Source organism: Rhizobium sp. BK312, from assembly GCF_014193605.1.
In the GTDB taxonomy this organism is placed as follows: domain Bacteria; phylum Pseudomonadota; class Alphaproteobacteria; order Rhizobiales; family Rhizobiaceae; genus Rhizobium.
This window is the reverse complement of the sequence record NZ_JACHZP010000002.1, coordinates 706989-722526: the sequence shown is the minus strand read 5'-3', so window position 1 is coordinate 722526 and position 15538 is coordinate 706989. Positions and strand designations below refer to the sequence as shown.

Here is a 15538-nt window from a genome sequence, read left to right as displayed (position 1 = left end):
AGATCATTCCCATGCGCCGTAGAACTGCTCTGTTTCACGCCCTCGCCCTCTCAGCATTGCTGATGCCGCTGCCCACAGCGACCGCATTTGCGGCCGACAAAACGGTTGCCCTGACCTATATCGTCGAACACCCCGCCATCGATGCGGCCCGCAAAGGAATCATCGATGCGCTGGCCGACGCAGGTTTTGTCGACGGCAAGACCATCACGCTCGATGTCGCAAGCGCACAAGGCAGCATGCCGACACAAACGCAGATCGCCAAAACTTTTGCCGGCAAGGCACCGGATCTGATCGTTGCCATCTCGACGCCGTCGGCTCAGGCCTGTCAGGCGGCGGCGAAAGGGGCAATCCCGATCGTGTTTTCCGCAGTGACGGATCCTGTTGCAGCAAAACTGGTCAAGAGCTTTTCGCAGCCAGACGGTACACTCACCGGCACCAGCGACAAGCAACCCTTGAATCTGACCTTTGAACTGATCCACAAACTGACGCCAACGGCAACGAAGGTCGGCGTTCTCTATAATGCCGGCGAAGCCAACTCCGTCGCACAGGTGGCGGACATGAAGGCGGCAGCCGCGAAATTCGGCATAAGTATCGTCGAGGCGACGGCCGCGCAGTCGGCCGCCGTGCCGGATGCTGCCCGTAGCCTGGTCGGCAAGGCCGACGTCATCCTGCTGCCGACCGACAGCACGGTGGTTTCGGCCGTCGAAAGCGTGGTCAAGGTCGGCGTCGATGCAAAGATCCCGGTCTATGCCAGCGACACCAACTCAGTCGAGCGCGGCGCAATGGCTGCGCTTGGCTTCAATTACTATAAGCTCGGGCGGCTGACGGGCGAGATCGCCGCCAAAGTTCTGAACGGTGCGAAGCCCGCCGACATCCCGGTTGGAACTCTGGACAGTGAGGATCTCTATCTCAATCTCGTCTCGGCCAAGAAGATGGGCGTTACTCTGTCCGAGGCCACGACGCAAAGCGCAGCAAAGGTGATCGCACAATGAGCCTGATTGCCCTTTCCGGCGCCTGCGAGGCAGGCCTGCTGTTTGCCCTCGTTGCCCTTGGCGTCTATCTTTCGTTTCGGGTGCTCGATTTTCCGGATCTGACTGTCGATGGCAGCTTTCCGCTAGGCGCTGCAGTCGCAGCATCCGCGATTATGGCCGGCGTGCCGCCCATCGTCGCAACACTCCTCGGCTTTGCGGCGGGCGCGGTTGCCGGCTTCGTAACGGCATTTCTGTCGGTGCGATTGAAGATCATGAACCTGCTGGCGGGTATCCTGACCATGGTTGCGCTGTTTTCTATCAACCTGCGCATCATGGGCAAACCGAATATATCGCTCTATGGCGCCGACACCATATTTTCCTGGATCGGCACGATTGCCGCACTCGGTGTCTGGGGCAATACAATATTGCTCCTCTGCATCGTGGTGGCCGCAAAGGTTCTGGTTGACTGGTTCCTCGCGACACACATGGGACTTGCCTTGCGTGCAACCGGCGCCAATCCGAAGATGGCCGAGGCGCAGGCCGTCGACAGCGGCCGCATGGTCATGCTTGGCATGGCTCTCGCCAACGGCCTCGTTGGCCTTGCCGGAGCGCTGTATGCCGAAAGCCAGGGTGTTGCCGATGTCTCCATGGGTATCGGCACCATCGTCACCGGTCTTGCCGCCGTCATTATCGGCGAGACAATCGTCGGCACCGGATCGGTTGCGCGCGCCACTCTCGGCTGCATCCTCGGCGCATTGATCTACCGTCTGGTCATCGCCCTGGCACTTGATGGGGGCGTGATCGGGATCCAGGCGCAGGATCTCAATCTGGTAACCGCACTGGTGGTCGCCGTTGCCGTGATGATTTCAAAAACGCGGCTGAAGAAGCTGCCCGGCATCAGGCGTACCCGGCTGTCGGAGCCGTCGAAAGCAGAAGGAGCAGCCTCATGATGCTGAAACTCGATACGATCTCGGTCACGTTCAATCCCGGCACTGCTCTCGAAGTAGCGGCGCTGCGTGGCGCTTCACTGGCCATTCCCCATGGCCAGTTCGTAACCGTGATCGGCAGCAATGGCGCAGGAAAATCCACGCTGCTTTCGGCCATTGCCGGCGCAATTTCGCCCGACAAGGGCCGGATCGTGATTGATGGCGTAGACGTCACGCGACTGTCTGCCCAGGCGCGGGCGCGATTCATCGGCCGCGTATTTCAGGACCCACGGATCGGAACCTGTGAGGCTCTGACCGTCGAGGAAAATCTTGCGCTCGCCTCCGCACGCGCCGGGCGACGAGGACTGTCCCTTGCGCTTGGCGGTAGACGCGGCCGCTCGCGATTTGAGGAACAGCTCGCCGGCCTCGGGCTCGGACTTGAAACGAAGCTTAGAGCGCGAATTGGCACACTTTCCGGCGGTCAGCGGCAGGCGGTAAGCCTGCTGATGGCAACGTTGTTGCCAATGAAGATACTTCTTCTCGACGAACATACAGCCGCGCTTGATCCCAAGGCGGCAGCGCGCATCCTGGTACTTTCGGCGGAGATCAGCGAACGTCAGCATCTCACCACGCTAATGGTCACGCACAGCATGCGCCATGCTCTCGACTATGGCCAGCGCACCATCATGATGAGTGGCGGGCGCATCGTGCTTGATGTTGCAGGCGATGAACGGGCAGGTTACGACGTCCCCGACCTGATCGCCCTGTTCGGGGCAGTAAGCGGCGGCGAGATCGCCGAGGACAGGTTGCTGCTCGCTTGATTGTCGCTCGGCGTGGCGGCTTGTTTTCACAATTGTGCTGGAATATATCTGCAATATGCAATTAAAAAACGATCAAGCTGACAATGGGCTGGCGGGGGAACGCGAGGATGGGACGGCACTAAAGCCGGCCTTCCGGCTCGATCGCTGGATACCCTATCGAATGTTTCTGGTCGCGAGCAGCACCGCTGAGCTGCTCGCCTCCTATTACGGGCCAAGATACGGTCTGTCGCAAGCCTCGTGGCGAATTCTCGCCATCGCCGGTGGCCGTCCCGGGCTTTCGAGCAAGGAAATCTGCCACGCAGGCGCGCTCGATCAATTTGCCGTCAGCCGCGGTATCGCGCAACTGGTTTCGCTGGGCTTTGCCCGACGCAACGCAGGCGCAGGCGACCGGCGGTTTTCGGCCGTCGAACTCACATCCGAGGGCTACAAAGTGCTCGACGAGATCGTGTCGATCGGTCAGGCGATGGAGGCACGCATTCTCGAAAGCCTGTCTGAACACGAGCGCGAGATGCTCCATGCCATGCTCGATCGCATCGAGGATGCTTGCGCTGGAGCTGTCGCTCGCGGGTGGCAGGCCGTGGTTGGCGACGTGAGATCTGGAGGCTGATCCAATTTGGCATGCAAGCGGCCCGGCACATGGCTGAAACCAGCCGCTTGTTCTTCCCGACGTTTGCGGCATTTGCCGATGGCGAGTTCAGCCTTAATTCGAGACTCGATCGGCTCTTTTTTCCACGTCCTCTACCGCCAACCTAGCGAGAGCAAGTATAGCTTCTCGCGTTTTGGCGGCGGCAATAAAACGGCCGTTATGGCAGAAGCTGGCTCCCTCGACCCCCGTCGCCACTTCCAAATCGCGCCCGCTCAACCCCGCCCAAGCCGCCGGAAGGTCGGCGCGCAGCTCGAACCCTTCCTCCGCGCGGCGAATTCCCGTCAGGCACCAATCGGCCTCGCGAGGATGAACCACGAACAGGAGGTGATCGGCACCTGCCTTCATGATGGCCGGACGAAACGGCATGCCCATCGGCAGCTCGAGAACACGGCCATCCCCGGCGGACGCAATCGCCTTCAGAACCAGGGTTTCAGCGCGTAGTTTCGCGTGGATCCCGGCAATCTTTGCTTCGACAAAACCGCGGGCGATCTCAACAGCAGCATGGAAGGCTCGATCGGTAGCCTCCGGATCCGGATCGTCGAAGACAGGTTTCAATGTTTCGAGCAGGGACGGCAGGGTCAATCCCGCCAGCAGACCGGCGCTATCCGGGCTGAGTGCGCCATTGTCGACCAGGTCGATCGGCAAGACGAAGCTGGCATCGAAGGCGGCATGCACCGTCTCGACGAAGGCGGCCGCAACAGAGAGCGCGGCCAGATAGTCACGACCGAAATGTTTCCAGATCAAGCCGAACGAGCTGAAGGGCTGGCCATCGTTGCGCTGCGGGGCGCCGCGCTGGTGATGATCGAAAATCCCGGCAGCGGCGTCATAGGCGCCGCCGACATCATAGACGATGCGATCGGCGCCGGGGGTGATCCATTCCGGCGCCCTGCTGCGAACAAGCCGTGCTTCAGGGAAAATCTGCGTGAGAATGACGCTGGACAACACTTCGTCGGCATGAAAGCCGCCGGAATGCGTGACGAGTAAATTTGGAGCCATACGGCTATAGCCTTACTGTTCGCGAATTGGACAGCCCGGCAGATAACCAGTTCCGGTCATTATCTCAACTGCTTATCGCGAAAGTGAAGGGATACCGGCAGGTGCTGCCATGTTGAACCGCAGAACGATGTGCAAGCGTCACTTCAGGCAGCGCGAACCCGGTCGCGGCCACTAAGCTTGGCAGCGTAGAGAGCCTGATCGGCGCGCCGGTACAAATCTGGCGCACTGTCGGTTTCCAGGCAGGCGGCAATGCCGGCCGAGCAAGTGTAACCGAAATCCGGCGAGGCTGTGAGCGGTCGGGAAAACCGGATCGTCGTCAACATCCGTTCAATGAGTTCGATTGCATCTTGCTGCGCTGTTCCGGGCATGACGAGAACGAACTCCTCGCCGCCGACGCGCCCGAAACAGTCGGTACGCCGCACATATTGATGGAGCCTATGTGCAAAATCCCGCAGGACGAGATCTCCGGCGTCGTGACCGTGCTTATCGTTGATCAGTTTGAAATTGTCGATATCGAATACGGCAAGGCATCCGATATCGCCACCCCTGGCGCCGGCCAGCATATCGTCTATTCGCGCCATGACGAAACGGCGGTTGGCGATCCCTGTGAGCTCGTCGGTTTGAGAAGCCTTGATGGCCTGGTCGCGATCTTGCCGGACGCTTCGGCCTTCGGCACGCAATGTCGTTATATCGCTCGCGATGCAGAGCATCCAGCCATTCTTCTGCATGGTTTCGGTCATCCAAAGCCAGCGACCGTCCACCAAATCCGTCTCGAAGGCTCGATAGCCGATCTTCCCGCGACGTGACTGCGTCGACCGTAGCCATCCGTCGAAGTCGACCGTGCGAATGACCGTACCGCGCCCAAGTGTGAAGTTGCGCCGCATCAGATCTGGCCATAGCGGCGCTTCATCGGGATCGATAAAATAGGCTGATCGAAAGGCAGGGTTCGCATATCGCAACCGATCCTCGGCGTCATAAACCGCCATAAGCGTCGAACTGGTCGCACAAAGGTGCAGAAGCTGTTCGATTATTTCGTCCATATCGGTTCCTGCTAATTCAGCCGCACAATACTTACCGCAGAATCGCTGCGAGAAAAGGGGCGAGCCAGCTGGACGGAATCGGCTTGCCCTTCAATTTGCTTTAGCCCCGCCTGCGATCGATTGGTTGCTCGAAATCGCTGAATCATTGGAAGTACTTATGCGATTTCCGCACCAAGCATCTTTAAACCTATAGGCGCAATCCCTACGTGGTCTACCGTTATGTCTATCAAGGCAACACCGATGTGAGATTACTCACGACCACGCAGTTCCCCAGTGGGGACTGGCGATGCGTGGTCATTTTTCCAGACAGTGAGCAGCCTAAAGCTTCGACATGCCCTTGGTGCGTCGAGTGCTTAGGCGCGCAATCTCCCCGTCTTATCAACCAATACCAACCGGGCGGCTGTCGGGTGGATGAACCCGTGCGCCCATAGGAGAGAAGAGATGGAAGCCCTCACCAATCTCAGTCCGATGGAATGGCTGGCGATCGAGATCGCCGGTGCCGCAATCGTGCTCGCGATAGTTTTCCGATGGAGCGGCGTGATCCGCTATATTCCCAACGACAGGCTCGGCATCCTCGAAAAGCTGTGGAGTTTTCGCGGTTCCGTGAAGAACGGTTTCATTGCGCTGAACGGCGAGGCCGGTTTCCAGCCTGACGTCGTGCGCGGTGGCCTGCATTTTTTCATGCCGTTTCAGTATTCCCTGCATCGCGCCAATCTCGTGACCATTCCACAGGGTCAGATCGGTTACGTCTTTGCCCGTGACGGCAAGCCGCTGCCGCCCACCCAGACGCTTGCCTCGAACATGGAAGCCGATGACTTCCAGGACGTGCGCGACTTTCTCCTCAAAGGCGGACAGAAAGGCCCGCAGCGTAAAATCCTGCGCGAAGGCACCTATGCCATCAATCTTGCGCAGTTCATCGTGCTGACGGCGCAATCGATCTATGCCGTCAACCTCAGTTCGTCGGAACAGAAACTGTTTGCCGACATGTCGACGCAGATCACCGAGCGGGAGGGCTTCGAGCCCGTCGTCATTCATGACGCAGAGGACATGATCGGCATCGTGACCATCCATGACGGTCCGGCCCTGCCCGACGGCGAGATCATCGCACCGACGGTTGCCAACGATCCGACGGATGCAAACTTCCATAACAATTTCCAGGATCCGGAGAAATTTCTCAATGCCGGCGGCTATCGCGGCCGTCAATTGCAGGTGCTTGCCGACGGCAGCTACTTCCTTAATCGCATTTTTGCGACCGTCGAATTGGTCGACAAGACGATTATAGATGTCGGCACGGTCGGTGTTGTTGTCTCTTATACCGGCCGCCGCGGCGCAGACATTTCCGGCCAGTCCTATCGCCATGGCGAACTGGTGGAGACCGGCGCGCGCGGCGTCTGGTCGGCACCGCTTCTGCCCGGCAAGTATGCGTTCAACACCTATGCCGGTAGTATCGTCATCGTACCGACCACCAACTTCGTACTCAAATGGACGAAGGAACAATTCGGCGAGCACAGGCTGGATGAGAATCTGTCCGAAGTATCGCTGATCACCAAGGACGCGTTCGAACCCGTGCTGCCGCTCTCGGTCGTCGTACATATCGACTATATGAAGGCACCGCTCGTCGTCCAGCGCTTCGGCGATATCAAGCGCCTGGTGGAGCAGACGCTCGATCCGATGGTCTCGGCCTATTTCAAGAATATTGCCCAGACCAAGACCTTGATAGAGCTCCTGCAGGAACGCAGCGAAATCCAGCGCAAATCCGGCGAGGAAATGCGCGAGAAGTTCGCCTCCTACAGCCTTGAGCTGCAGGAAGTTCTGATCGGTACCCCGCGCGCCAACAACGGCCAGAACAGCATAGAGCAAATCCTGATCCAGCTGCGCGAGCGTCAGATCGCCGTCGAAAAGGTCGAGACCTATAAGCTGCAGGAAGTCGCGGCCGTCCAGGAGCGCACATTGCGCGAGAAGGAAGCGCTTGCCGAACAACAGGCCAAGATCACCACTTCTGCACTGACCATCGAGATCAGTGAAAACGAAGGTAAGGCGCAGCTGGCCCGCACCCGCCAGCAGGCGGAAACCATCCAGGTCACCGCCAAGGCGGAGGCCGAGAAGGTACGCCTTGCGGGCCTCGGCGAGGCCGACCGTATCAAGGCGATTGCGCTTGCCGATGCCGAGCGCATCAAGGCCACAGGTCTCGCCGATGCCGAAAAGGTGCGCGCAGTCGGTCTGGCGGAAGCAGAAGCCACCGAGAAGAAGGTCGCAGCCTTCGGCGGGCCGGATTATCAGCTGAATTCGCAGGTTCTGATGCGCTTCGCTGAAGCGATCGAGAACGGCAGGCTGCCTCTCGTGCCGCAGATCCAGGTCGGCGGTGGTGCCGGGGAAAAGGGTGCCGCCAACGGTCTTGTCGAAATGATGTTGTCGATGCTGGTCGCCGACCGGCTTGGGCGGCAGGAAGCGCCGACTGCTGCCCCCACAGCGATCGCCCATGATTGATTGCGGATGGGCCGGCTATGCCGGCCCATCTTGTCCAGTGGCTCGCTCGCAGCCGCAACTCACTGCAGCTCGACATCGCGTTAGCCGATTTCCCGGAAGGTAATCGAATAGCGAAGCCGATCAACCGGCGGGATGGAATGCTCCCATTCGCTTCGCGCAGGACCTGACAGCACGTAAGCGGAACCGGGTTCGCAGATTAGCGTGGCGCGCTGCCATTTATCCCCGGCACGGCGCCTCAGCCTGAACGTACAAGGCGATAGCAGGGAAATGCCGACAACCCGCCCGAACACCTTCTTGTCCCTATGCCAGCCGATCGGCGCACCCGGCGCATATTCGGTGACGAGGGCTTGCTGCAGATCATCGGGCGCTATTCCCGCAAACTCGGCCGCGATGCTGCGCACAGGCAGAAGGAACGACGGAAGTTCGCCGGTGCGCCTCGCCCTCTGCGCTTCGTAATCGTATTTCCAACCATAGGAGACGACGCGTCGCCTACCTTCGAAGCCATGAAAGTCGAACGGCTTCAGCGGCAATTGCGGTATCTCGCGAAGCAGATCCAACTGGATGGACTCCGGAACGATATCGGCTTGGTAGCGGAAACCCTCCGGCAATGGTGGTTCTACTGCCGCAAACAGGTCTCCTTGCGCTGAAACGCCCATGGCCGCTCCTTCTGTTTAATGGACACTTGGAACTTTCGTGACCGCGGCGAAATCCTCCGCGACCAGTTCGCTGATCGCAATCAGGACCTCTTCGGCCGAGAAACCGGAGACAATCGTGCTCCGGATCAGCTCCTGCAGATCGAACTCAATAGCATCGCGACAGTCTTCCAGCCGCTGCTCCGAAACCGTAATGCTGTGCAGTTCTTCCATTATGTTATCCTTTCGTAGGTGCCCCTGATTTATCGAGCAGCCGCTCGGCGCCTGGAGGAAGGAAGAAGCCCTTCGCGCTGCATCCTCTTGCGGACGGCCTTGCGCTGGCGGGCAATCGCTTGCGCCCTTTCGCGCACACGCCGCTCGGACGGCTTTTCATAGGCCCGATGTTCCTTCATCTCGCGGAACAGACCTTCACGCTGCATCTTCTTTTTCAGTGCCCGAATGGCCTGTTCGACATTGTTGTCTCTAACGATGACTTGCATTCTCGTTCTCCTTGTTTCGTTGATAGTTCCGCTCAACCGAGCTGCTCGGCTATGATCGCCTTCAATTCGGCGCGCGTGAGCAGGCAGGGATATGGCTTCTGGTTTTTGTCCGGTCGTTCGATGCGTTCACCGCGGTCGCGCGGCTTCATCGCCGCCGGAGCGGCGGGGATATTTGCTTTGTTCAATTGAAATTCCTTACCGGCCATTCGGCGAAATGGCGGTCCGGCGCTGTTGCGCACGGGATCGCCGACGACTTCAGCCGTCCGCTGTAGCCAATTATGTGAGCGATGTCGGAAATATAAGGAGCGGCATATCGCATTACAAGGCGATATCCAGGCGATGAAAGGCCTGGATCCAACACCATTGGAGCCGGAACATCGCCCGTCGGGTCGAAGGGTGGATTAATCAGCTATTGACGTGCTTGATCGAGCCCGGTGTGAGAGGCCTGAATTTCGCCGGTTCGGTAACGAGGACGCAAACCTGGAGCAGTTCCAGCAAAAGTGCGAAGCGGTTTTGCGTCCGGAACTGCGTAAAAGCAAGAAGGCATGACGAAGTTCTGAAGACCGCCCTTCTACCGCTCACCAAGTGAAACGAGGACCGAAAGAGCCGTAGTAGCCCGGTGTCGAGCCGCCTGGAGCAAGCTCATTATCTCGTTGGACTCTCTCTGCCCATCGCCGACGCTCCGCGGCTTTTTTGGCGGCGGCAGGATCTGTCGATTTGCTTGCCGCTACGGAACCCGATTGACCGCCAGTTCTATTTCCCGTCGAGCAGGACGCACAGAAAACAGCCGGAAAAATAATCAGAATGCCTAGGGCTATTGCCCTTTTGAGCCTGTAGTAGATCGGCTGCATAGACATTCTCAATACTCTCTGACCATTCGCGATGAGAAGAGACATTATTCGATTCCACATCGCATGGGAACTAAAGGCTATTCGCGTTTCCGCTACGACGATAACGGCCGTTCCTCCGTCCGCACATGGGAAAACGCTGGGTAACCGCAACCGTATCGGCGGATTTTCAGTCTTGCCATGCTGGTGCCGGATTCTTCTGATGGTTAGCTGCGCCGACATTGGAAGGGCACACCATGGAATTCCTCAATCGCTACATCGATCTTCCGCTGCTTCGCGGCGGATCGGCAGCCATGCGGCTGTGGCACAAACAAACCGGTCTTTCTCCGCAGACGCTCAGCCCGTCATGGAGCCTTATCATTGTTCTTGCCCTTATGGCGGCAAGCAGCCTGTTGCTGAATGGCCCGATCTACGCTTTCGCCATCGGCACGCTCTTCATGCTTTCCGTTCCGTCACTGCGATTTTTGATGCCTGGTCGAATGGGGCGCAATTACGATATACGATCTTATCAGGCACTGGCAGCTACAGCCACGCGTAAGCGTGAGAGCGAATGGGCGACCCGACTAACAGTTTTGCTTACCGCCGTCATTTTCCCCTTCTGTTTCTACGCCGGCGACGAGGCGGCAGGCACCTTCCTGCTTGGCGCCAGCCTGTGGTTTGTGCTCACGGCTCCGGTAAAGATGTATCTGGATGCCGCCGAACCGCCGCCGCCGGACGCCGGCGGAAAGCAAGTTTGGTTGAAACAAGCCGTAACCACGGCGTAACGCCAGCCCCATTCAAGGAACAAAGTGCACTTTGCTCCGTTCTCCATCCAGCAACCAATGGAGAGCGAAATGCTTTATTATGCACTGGTATTTCTCGTCGTAGCCTTGATTGCAGGAGCCCTCGGCTTCGGCGGTATAGCAGGCGCCTCTGCGTCTATCGCACAGGTCCTGTTCTTTATCTTTCTTATCTTCTTCGTCGTTTCGCTCGTCATGAATGTGATGAGACGCTGAAGGCGATGAGACCATGACCCGAATGCCAGTCCACCCGATCAACCATGACGGTGGGCTGGCCGGCGCCCTTCCCTTAATTGATTACGACAAATATTCTCCGGGACGGCCCCTTCCCGTCACATTTCATAGCTGCGGCGAGAACTCGGTAGAGGTTCATTGGTAAGAGCGGCCTCAGCCCTTTAGCACCCCTATTTCTCAGATCGCTGCAGAAGAATTCGCATCTCCTCAAAATGTCGCTTGCGATCCGCATCCCCGTCATTGGGCACATAGCATGTACTGGAGACGCAAAATTTGACGAGGTTGTGAGGCTTGTCCGCCTTTTCGAACTCGCATTCGAAAGTGTCGCTCATCTCGGCTGCCGCAGTGCCGGGCCGGGTGGAATAGGTCATACGAACGCCAGGCGGCTTGAGCTCCGGAAAGGACTGCACCGTTCCAATCGCAAGCCCGTCCGATAAAAAGAAATTCTTGGCGACGGTCTTGCATGTTCCTTCCAGATCAGGGGACTGGGCAAGAACAGCGGTTGGAAAGAGGATAATGCTGAATAAAACAGGAAATTTAAACACGCTAGCCTCCTGTAAAGATCTCCAGGATCGAAGAGATCGCGATCAGCAAACGTCGGTCGAAACATAGAGTTCCATGAAGCTATGCCAAGCAGTTTCCGTGACTGGCATCAACGCGACTAAGTTCGGGAAAGCCTTTCGCTTCAACAGCACGGACGATCGCGAGTGCGCTGTTTTCCGTCGCTATATATCTACTCTGCGAACCTGATCTTCTGCCCATCAAGGTAGCCATGCTCGTAAGCTTTCGCCTGTTCGCTATCCTCGGAATAGGGGTTCTTTTTATTTTCGGCGTCGCATTTTCCATCCTTCACCCCCTTCTCGTAAGCCTCCTTTTCGCTCTCCGAAGCCGGAAGGCGAGGCGATGGCTCGGGGAAATATTGTATGGGGTTCGGGAGTCCAAACGCAGGTGCAAAGTCTGAGGCCGTAATCGGCATTTGCGGGCACATGGTAAATTCCTCCTCTTGTTGAAACGCCCTTTGCGGTCGACGGTTCCCTCAAGTCTTTTAACCCTCGCGCTGCTTCCGCGCGGCCTGTCCTCCAAGCCACTGCATGCATGCTCATGATCAAGGGTGAAACTTTTTGAATTTTGGGCCGTTGTCGTGCTTATGACCGACGCAAAATCCAGTCCGAAATCGGTCGATGATGCCAAGCCGGCTGATGCCGAAAGGTTGCATCGGGGGAAGAGTTCGACTGTCGAGGCCGAGCAGCCACCCGATTTAGTAGAACCTGACCCGGATTTGACCCCCGAGCAAACAGAGCAGGCACGCAAACGATATTTGCTCAGCCGTTTCTGGATCAGCGCCCGCGGTTATTGGAGCCGTCGTGGAGACCGTTTTGCCTGGCCATGCTCGATTGGCCTCCTTGCCCTAATCGGCCTGAATGTCTGTTTCCAGTATGGGATCAATATCTGGAACCGGGCGATTTTTGACGCGATCGAGCAACGCAACGCTCATGCCGTCTACGTCCTGAGCGCGGTGTTTCCCCCGCTCGTGCTCGGCAGCGTCGCCCTCGTCACCATACAAGTCTATGTTCGTATGATGATGCAAAGACGCTGGCGCTTCTGGCTCACAACCGCTTTGATCGCCCGGTGGCTCGCCAACGGCCGCTATTATCAACTGAATCTGATCGGCGGCGACGATCACAAGAACCCCGAGGCCCGTCTCTCGGAGGATTTGCGGATCGCCACGGAATCCCCGGTCGATTTCATCGCTGGCGTCATTTCAGCATTCCTCTCGGCCTCGACCTTCATCGTGGTCCTCTGGACGATCGGCGGCGCCCTGACTTTCGAGATCGCCGGTTCAATCATTACGATTCCCGGCTTCCTCGTCGTCACGGCGGTCCTCTACGCCGTGATCACGTCTACCTCGATGGCGGTCATCGGCCGCCATTTCGTGCGGGTTTCCGAGGTCAAAAACCAGGTGGAAGCGGAGTTTCGCTACACGCTGACGCATGTCCGCGAAAACGGTGAGAGCATCGCATTGCTCGGCGGTGAAGAGGAAGAGCGCAACGACCTCGAGCGGACATTCGGAAACGTGTTGAAACAGTGGGCGCTGCTTGCCCATCAATATATGCGCACGACCCTCGTGTCGCAGGTCTCCATGTTGATTGCGCCTGTCGTGCCGGTCCTGCTTTGTGCGCCGAAATTTCTGGAAGGCAGCATGACGCTCGGTCAAGTCATGCAGGCTGCCTCTGCCTTCGCCATCGTTCAGAGCGCATTCGGATGGCTGGTCGACAATTATCCGCGCCTTGCCGACTGGAATGCCTCGGCGCATCGTGTCGCTTCGCTTATGACCTCGCTTGATGGGCTCGAGCGCGCCGAAAAGAACGATACGCTCGGACGGATCAAGCATGGAGAAACCGAAGACGAGACGATGTTGTCGCTCAACGATCTCTCCGTGACGCTCGACGACGGCACGTCCGTAGTCAAGGAAACGGAGGTGGAAATCGATCCGGGGGAACGCGTCTTGGTCGCCGGCGAATCCGGTTCGGGCAAAAGCACGCTGATACGGGCAATTTCCGGTCTGTGGCCTTGGGGTCATGGCGGCGTCAACGTCCACCCCGATAGCCGGTTGTTCATGTTGCCGCAGCGGCCTTACATCCCATCGGGCACACTTCGCCGCGCCGTCGCCTATCCCCGCGCGGCCGACGACTGGACGCCGGACGAGATCAAGGCCGCCCTTGAAAAGGTTGGTCTCGACTATCTCAACGAAAAGATCGAGGAGGACGCACCCTGGGATCAGACGTTGTCAGGCGGCGAAAAGCAGAGGCTCGCCTTTGCGCGTCTTCTGCTGCACGATCCCGATATCATCGTGCTGGACGAGGCAACCTCAGCCCTTGATGAGAAGAGCCAGGATAAGATGATGGGGATGATCATTCGCGAATTGCCGAAGGTCACCATTATCAGCGTCGCGCACAGGGCTGAGCTGGAAGCCTTCCACAGCCGCAAGATTACCCTGGAGCGCCGCCAAGGTGGCGCAAGGCTGGTCAGCGACATCGAACTCACTCACCGCCACAGAAAAGGGAACCTGATTTTGCGCCTCTTGGACGATCGAAGACCCATATTCAAAGATAATTCGACCTCGGATCAGGGCGCAAGATCCCCGCGCCGATAGCGGTTAGTGCGATTGCCGCGCACGCTTCGAACACGCGCAAAGTAAAGCAAAAGCAAATGCACCACGTCTGCGCCATTCGACATTGAGATGTATTCCCTTATGCTGGAACGTGACATACTCAACGATTAGATGCAGTTGGAGCATGTTCGATGCAACGAGAAGCGATCTGGTCGCTGGTCTTGCTTGTTCTTCTAGTCCTGGGCGCTTTCGTCGGCTCGATATTGCGCACCAAATTGCCTGCGCCGCATCGCGGCAACGAGACAATGGACTTTCTTCGGGTGGTAACCGCACTGCTCGTGACTTTTGCAGCCCTTGTCATGAGTTTGTTGCTGGCATCGGAACTCAATGCCTTCACCGCCGCCTCCCACGATCGCAATCGTTATGCCGCGGGTCTCGCCGAGATGGACGGTTGCCTGAAAAATTACGGCTCGACCCTCGACAATGAGAGGCAGCTATTGCGCAGCTATACCGCTGCCGTCATTGCCAGCACCTGGCCCGATGAAGCGCCTCCGCAGGGCGAGAAATATCCCGACATCTCGGACTTGCCTTTGACCGGCGAGGCGCCGGCCCTTGGATCGATGTTGAATAATGTCGGGCTTAACATTGATCGCCTGCAGCCCGCCGACCCCTTGCATCAGGCCCTTGCGACCCGCTGCAGCCAGCTTTTCAGCAATGTCATGGCCGCGCGATGGACCGTCATCGAAGATGCACATGGCTCGCTTTCCGCGCCATTTCTTGGCGTTCTCATCTTCTGGCTTATGCTGGTATTTTTGAGTTTCGGGCTTCAGGCTCCCAAAAACCCACTCGCCGGCGCGATTGTCCTTGTGGCCATCATCTCGGTCGCAAGCGTCATGTTCGTAATCCTGGATCTCGACCTTCCCTATGGCGGCTTTTTCGGTATTTCGAGCACATCGATGCGACACGCGCTGACCGACATGCAGCGCAACTAAAAATCGCAGTCTTGCATATATGTGGATCGTAGCGCTCCTGCGATGACCTTCCCTGGAGCAACACCCGCAGTCGCTTCACCTTCTGCTCATTTGCTGACATGATGGAAGGAGCTGTTTGCTGTCGTGGGCTTATCATGAACGGATCAACACCGGAAGAAAGCAGGATGCGCGCGCCGGCAGGCTCGGTTACCGGGCTTTGCTCGGCATCGGCAACCATGTTCGCAGTTGGGATGGCGTTCCTTGGCTACTGGGGCGTTTATGAGCAAGGGCGCTGGCATGTCCCGGATTATTTTGTGGTGGCCCTGGCACTCATAGGCTTTGCGGCGCTGGGTTCCGTTCCCTGGATCGTAACAACGCCAGTGGCGCGCGAGGATGAAGAAAAGGTGGTTGGCGCGCGGCGAGCGCTGGCGCTTGGAATTGCCTTGCTCTGGCTGTCGGTCTGTATCGCAGTATTTGCCTGAAAGTCCTGAATGCCCTTGTGGCAGCCACGGTTTAACGCCCGGCGCGCTCAGGCGTTCTACACATTCCACCCCTGACGTTTTCATTGGAGAAGC

General features: G+C 58.0%; 17 protein-coding genes. 10 read left to right on the top strand and 7 right to left on the bottom strand.

What is annotated here, in order from left to right; translation table 11 throughout:
* Positions 1-11: 11 nt before the first annotated feature.
* The 4 genes from FHT85_RS07975 to FHT85_RS07960 are packed head-to-tail and all read left to right on the top strand — an operon-like array spanning position 12 to position 3325.
* Positions 12-992 carry an ABC transporter substrate-binding protein gene (locus FHT85_RS07975; protein ID WP_162709775.1) on the top strand — a complete coding sequence of 327 codons (981 nt, stop codon included), beginning with the start codon at positions 12-14 and terminating at the stop codon, positions 990-992.
* Positions 989-1921, top strand: coding sequence for an ABC transporter permease (locus FHT85_RS07970; RefSeq protein WP_112412530.1), 933 nt, complete (start codon positions 989-991; stop codon positions 1919-1921). The genes FHT85_RS07975 and FHT85_RS07970 overlap by 4 nt, the downstream gene beginning before the upstream one ends.
* Positions 1921-2718: an ABC transporter ATP-binding protein gene (locus tag FHT85_RS07965; RefSeq protein ID WP_162709781.1), complete on the top strand. Its 798-nt coding sequence runs from the start codon at positions 1921-1923 to the stop codon at positions 2716-2718. Before FHT85_RS07970 ends, FHT85_RS07965 begins: the two co-directional genes overlap by 1 nt.
* Before the next feature lie 55 nt (positions 2719-2773).
* Complete coding sequence (locus tag FHT85_RS07960) at positions 2774-3325, top strand: MarR family winged helix-turn-helix transcriptional regulator (RefSeq protein WP_112412529.1); 552 nt, start codon at positions 2774-2776, stop codon at positions 3323-3325.
* Positions 3326-3418: 93 nt separating this feature from the next.
* On the opposite strand, the gene FHT85_RS07955 is transcribed toward FHT85_RS07960, so the two are convergent.
* Both FHT85_RS07955 and FHT85_RS07950 read right to left on the bottom strand, forming a co-directional pair.
* Positions 3419-4360 carry an MYG1 family protein gene (locus FHT85_RS07955; RefSeq protein WP_112412528.1) on the bottom strand — a complete coding sequence of 314 codons (942 nt, stop codon included), beginning with the start codon at positions 4358-4360 and terminating at the stop codon, positions 3419-3421.
* A gap of 143 nt (positions 4361-4503) precedes the next feature.
* Positions 4504-5400 carry a GGDEF domain-containing protein gene (locus FHT85_RS07950; protein ID WP_112412527.1) on the bottom strand — a complete coding sequence of 299 codons (897 nt, stop codon included), beginning with the start codon at positions 5398-5400 and terminating at the stop codon, positions 4504-4506.
* A gap of 441 nt (positions 5401-5841) precedes the next feature.
* Here FHT85_RS07950 and FHT85_RS07945 point away from each other — a divergent pair, with 441 nt between their 5' ends.
* The gene (locus FHT85_RS07945; protein ID WP_112412526.1) at positions 5842-7887 is read left to right on the top strand and encodes an SPFH domain-containing protein; all 2046 of its coding nucleotides are present in this window, start codon (positions 5842-5844) and stop codon (positions 7885-7887) included.
* An 80-nt stretch (positions 7888-7967) separates the two neighbouring features.
* Here the strand turns inward: FHT85_RS07945 and FHT85_RS07940 are convergent, their stop codons facing one another.
* Genes FHT85_RS07940 through FHT85_RS07925 form a run of 4 tightly spaced genes read right to left on the bottom strand, consistent with a single transcriptional unit; the run spans position 7968 to position 9204 of the window.
* Complete coding sequence (locus tag FHT85_RS07940) at positions 7968-8543, bottom strand: alpha-ketoglutarate-dependent dioxygenase AlkB (protein ID WP_112412525.1); 576 nt, start codon at positions 8541-8543, stop codon at positions 7968-7970.
* Positions 8544-8558: 15 nt separating this feature from the next.
* Entirely contained in the window at positions 8559-8753 is a 195-nt protein-coding gene (locus FHT85_RS07935; RefSeq protein ID WP_112399966.1) for a hypothetical protein, read from the bottom strand.
* A 29-nt stretch (positions 8754-8782) separates the two neighbouring features.
* Positions 8783-9019 (bottom strand): 30S ribosomal protein S21, encoded by a 237-nt coding sequence (gene rpsU, locus FHT85_RS07930; protein ID WP_112337728.1) that lies wholly within the window; start codon positions 9017-9019, stop codon positions 8783-8785.
* Positions 9020-9051: 32 nt separating this feature from the next.
* A complete protein-coding gene (locus FHT85_RS07925; protein WP_015343207.1) occupies positions 9052-9204 on the bottom strand; it encodes a hypothetical protein in 153 nt (50 codons plus the stop codon).
* Positions 9205-10103: 899 nt separating this feature from the next.
* On the opposite strand from FHT85_RS07925, the gene FHT85_RS07920 reads away from it, so the two are divergent.
* Positions 10104-10631 (top strand): hypothetical protein, encoded by a 528-nt coding sequence (locus tag FHT85_RS07920; RefSeq protein ID WP_112412523.1) that lies wholly within the window; start codon positions 10104-10106, stop codon positions 10629-10631.
* Positions 10632-10700: 69 nt separating this feature from the next.
* Positions 10701-10862, top strand: a complete 162-nt coding sequence (locus FHT85_RS07915; protein WP_015343210.1) for a DUF1328 domain-containing protein — start codon at positions 10701-10703, stop codon at positions 10860-10862.
* Between the two features lie 188 nt (positions 10863-11050).
* Here the strand turns inward: FHT85_RS07915 and FHT85_RS30485 are convergent, their stop codons facing one another.
* Positions 11051-11425 (bottom strand): hypothetical protein, encoded by a 375-nt coding sequence (locus tag FHT85_RS30485; protein ID WP_112399964.1) that lies wholly within the window; start codon positions 11423-11425, stop codon positions 11051-11053.
* 602 nt (positions 11426-12027) lie between these two features.
* Between FHT85_RS30485 and FHT85_RS07910 the strand changes: the two genes are divergently transcribed.
* From FHT85_RS07910 to FHT85_RS07900, 3 genes are all read left to right on the top strand, one after another.
* On the top strand, positions 12028-14034 hold the full coding sequence (locus FHT85_RS07910; RefSeq protein WP_112412618.1) for an ABC transporter ATP-binding protein/permease: 2007 nt from the start codon (positions 12028-12030) through the stop codon (positions 14032-14034).
* Between the two features lie 149 nt (positions 14035-14183).
* Positions 14184-14984, top strand: coding sequence for a DUF4239 domain-containing protein (locus FHT85_RS07905; protein ID WP_112412521.1), 801 nt, complete (start codon positions 14184-14186; stop codon positions 14982-14984).
* A 134-nt stretch (positions 14985-15118) separates the two neighbouring features.
* The gene (locus tag FHT85_RS07900) at positions 15119-15445 is read left to right on the top strand and encodes a hypothetical protein (protein ID WP_112412520.1); all 327 of its coding nucleotides are present in this window, start codon (positions 15119-15121) and stop codon (positions 15443-15445) included.
* The last annotated feature ends 93 nt before the right edge of the window (positions 15446-15538 follow it).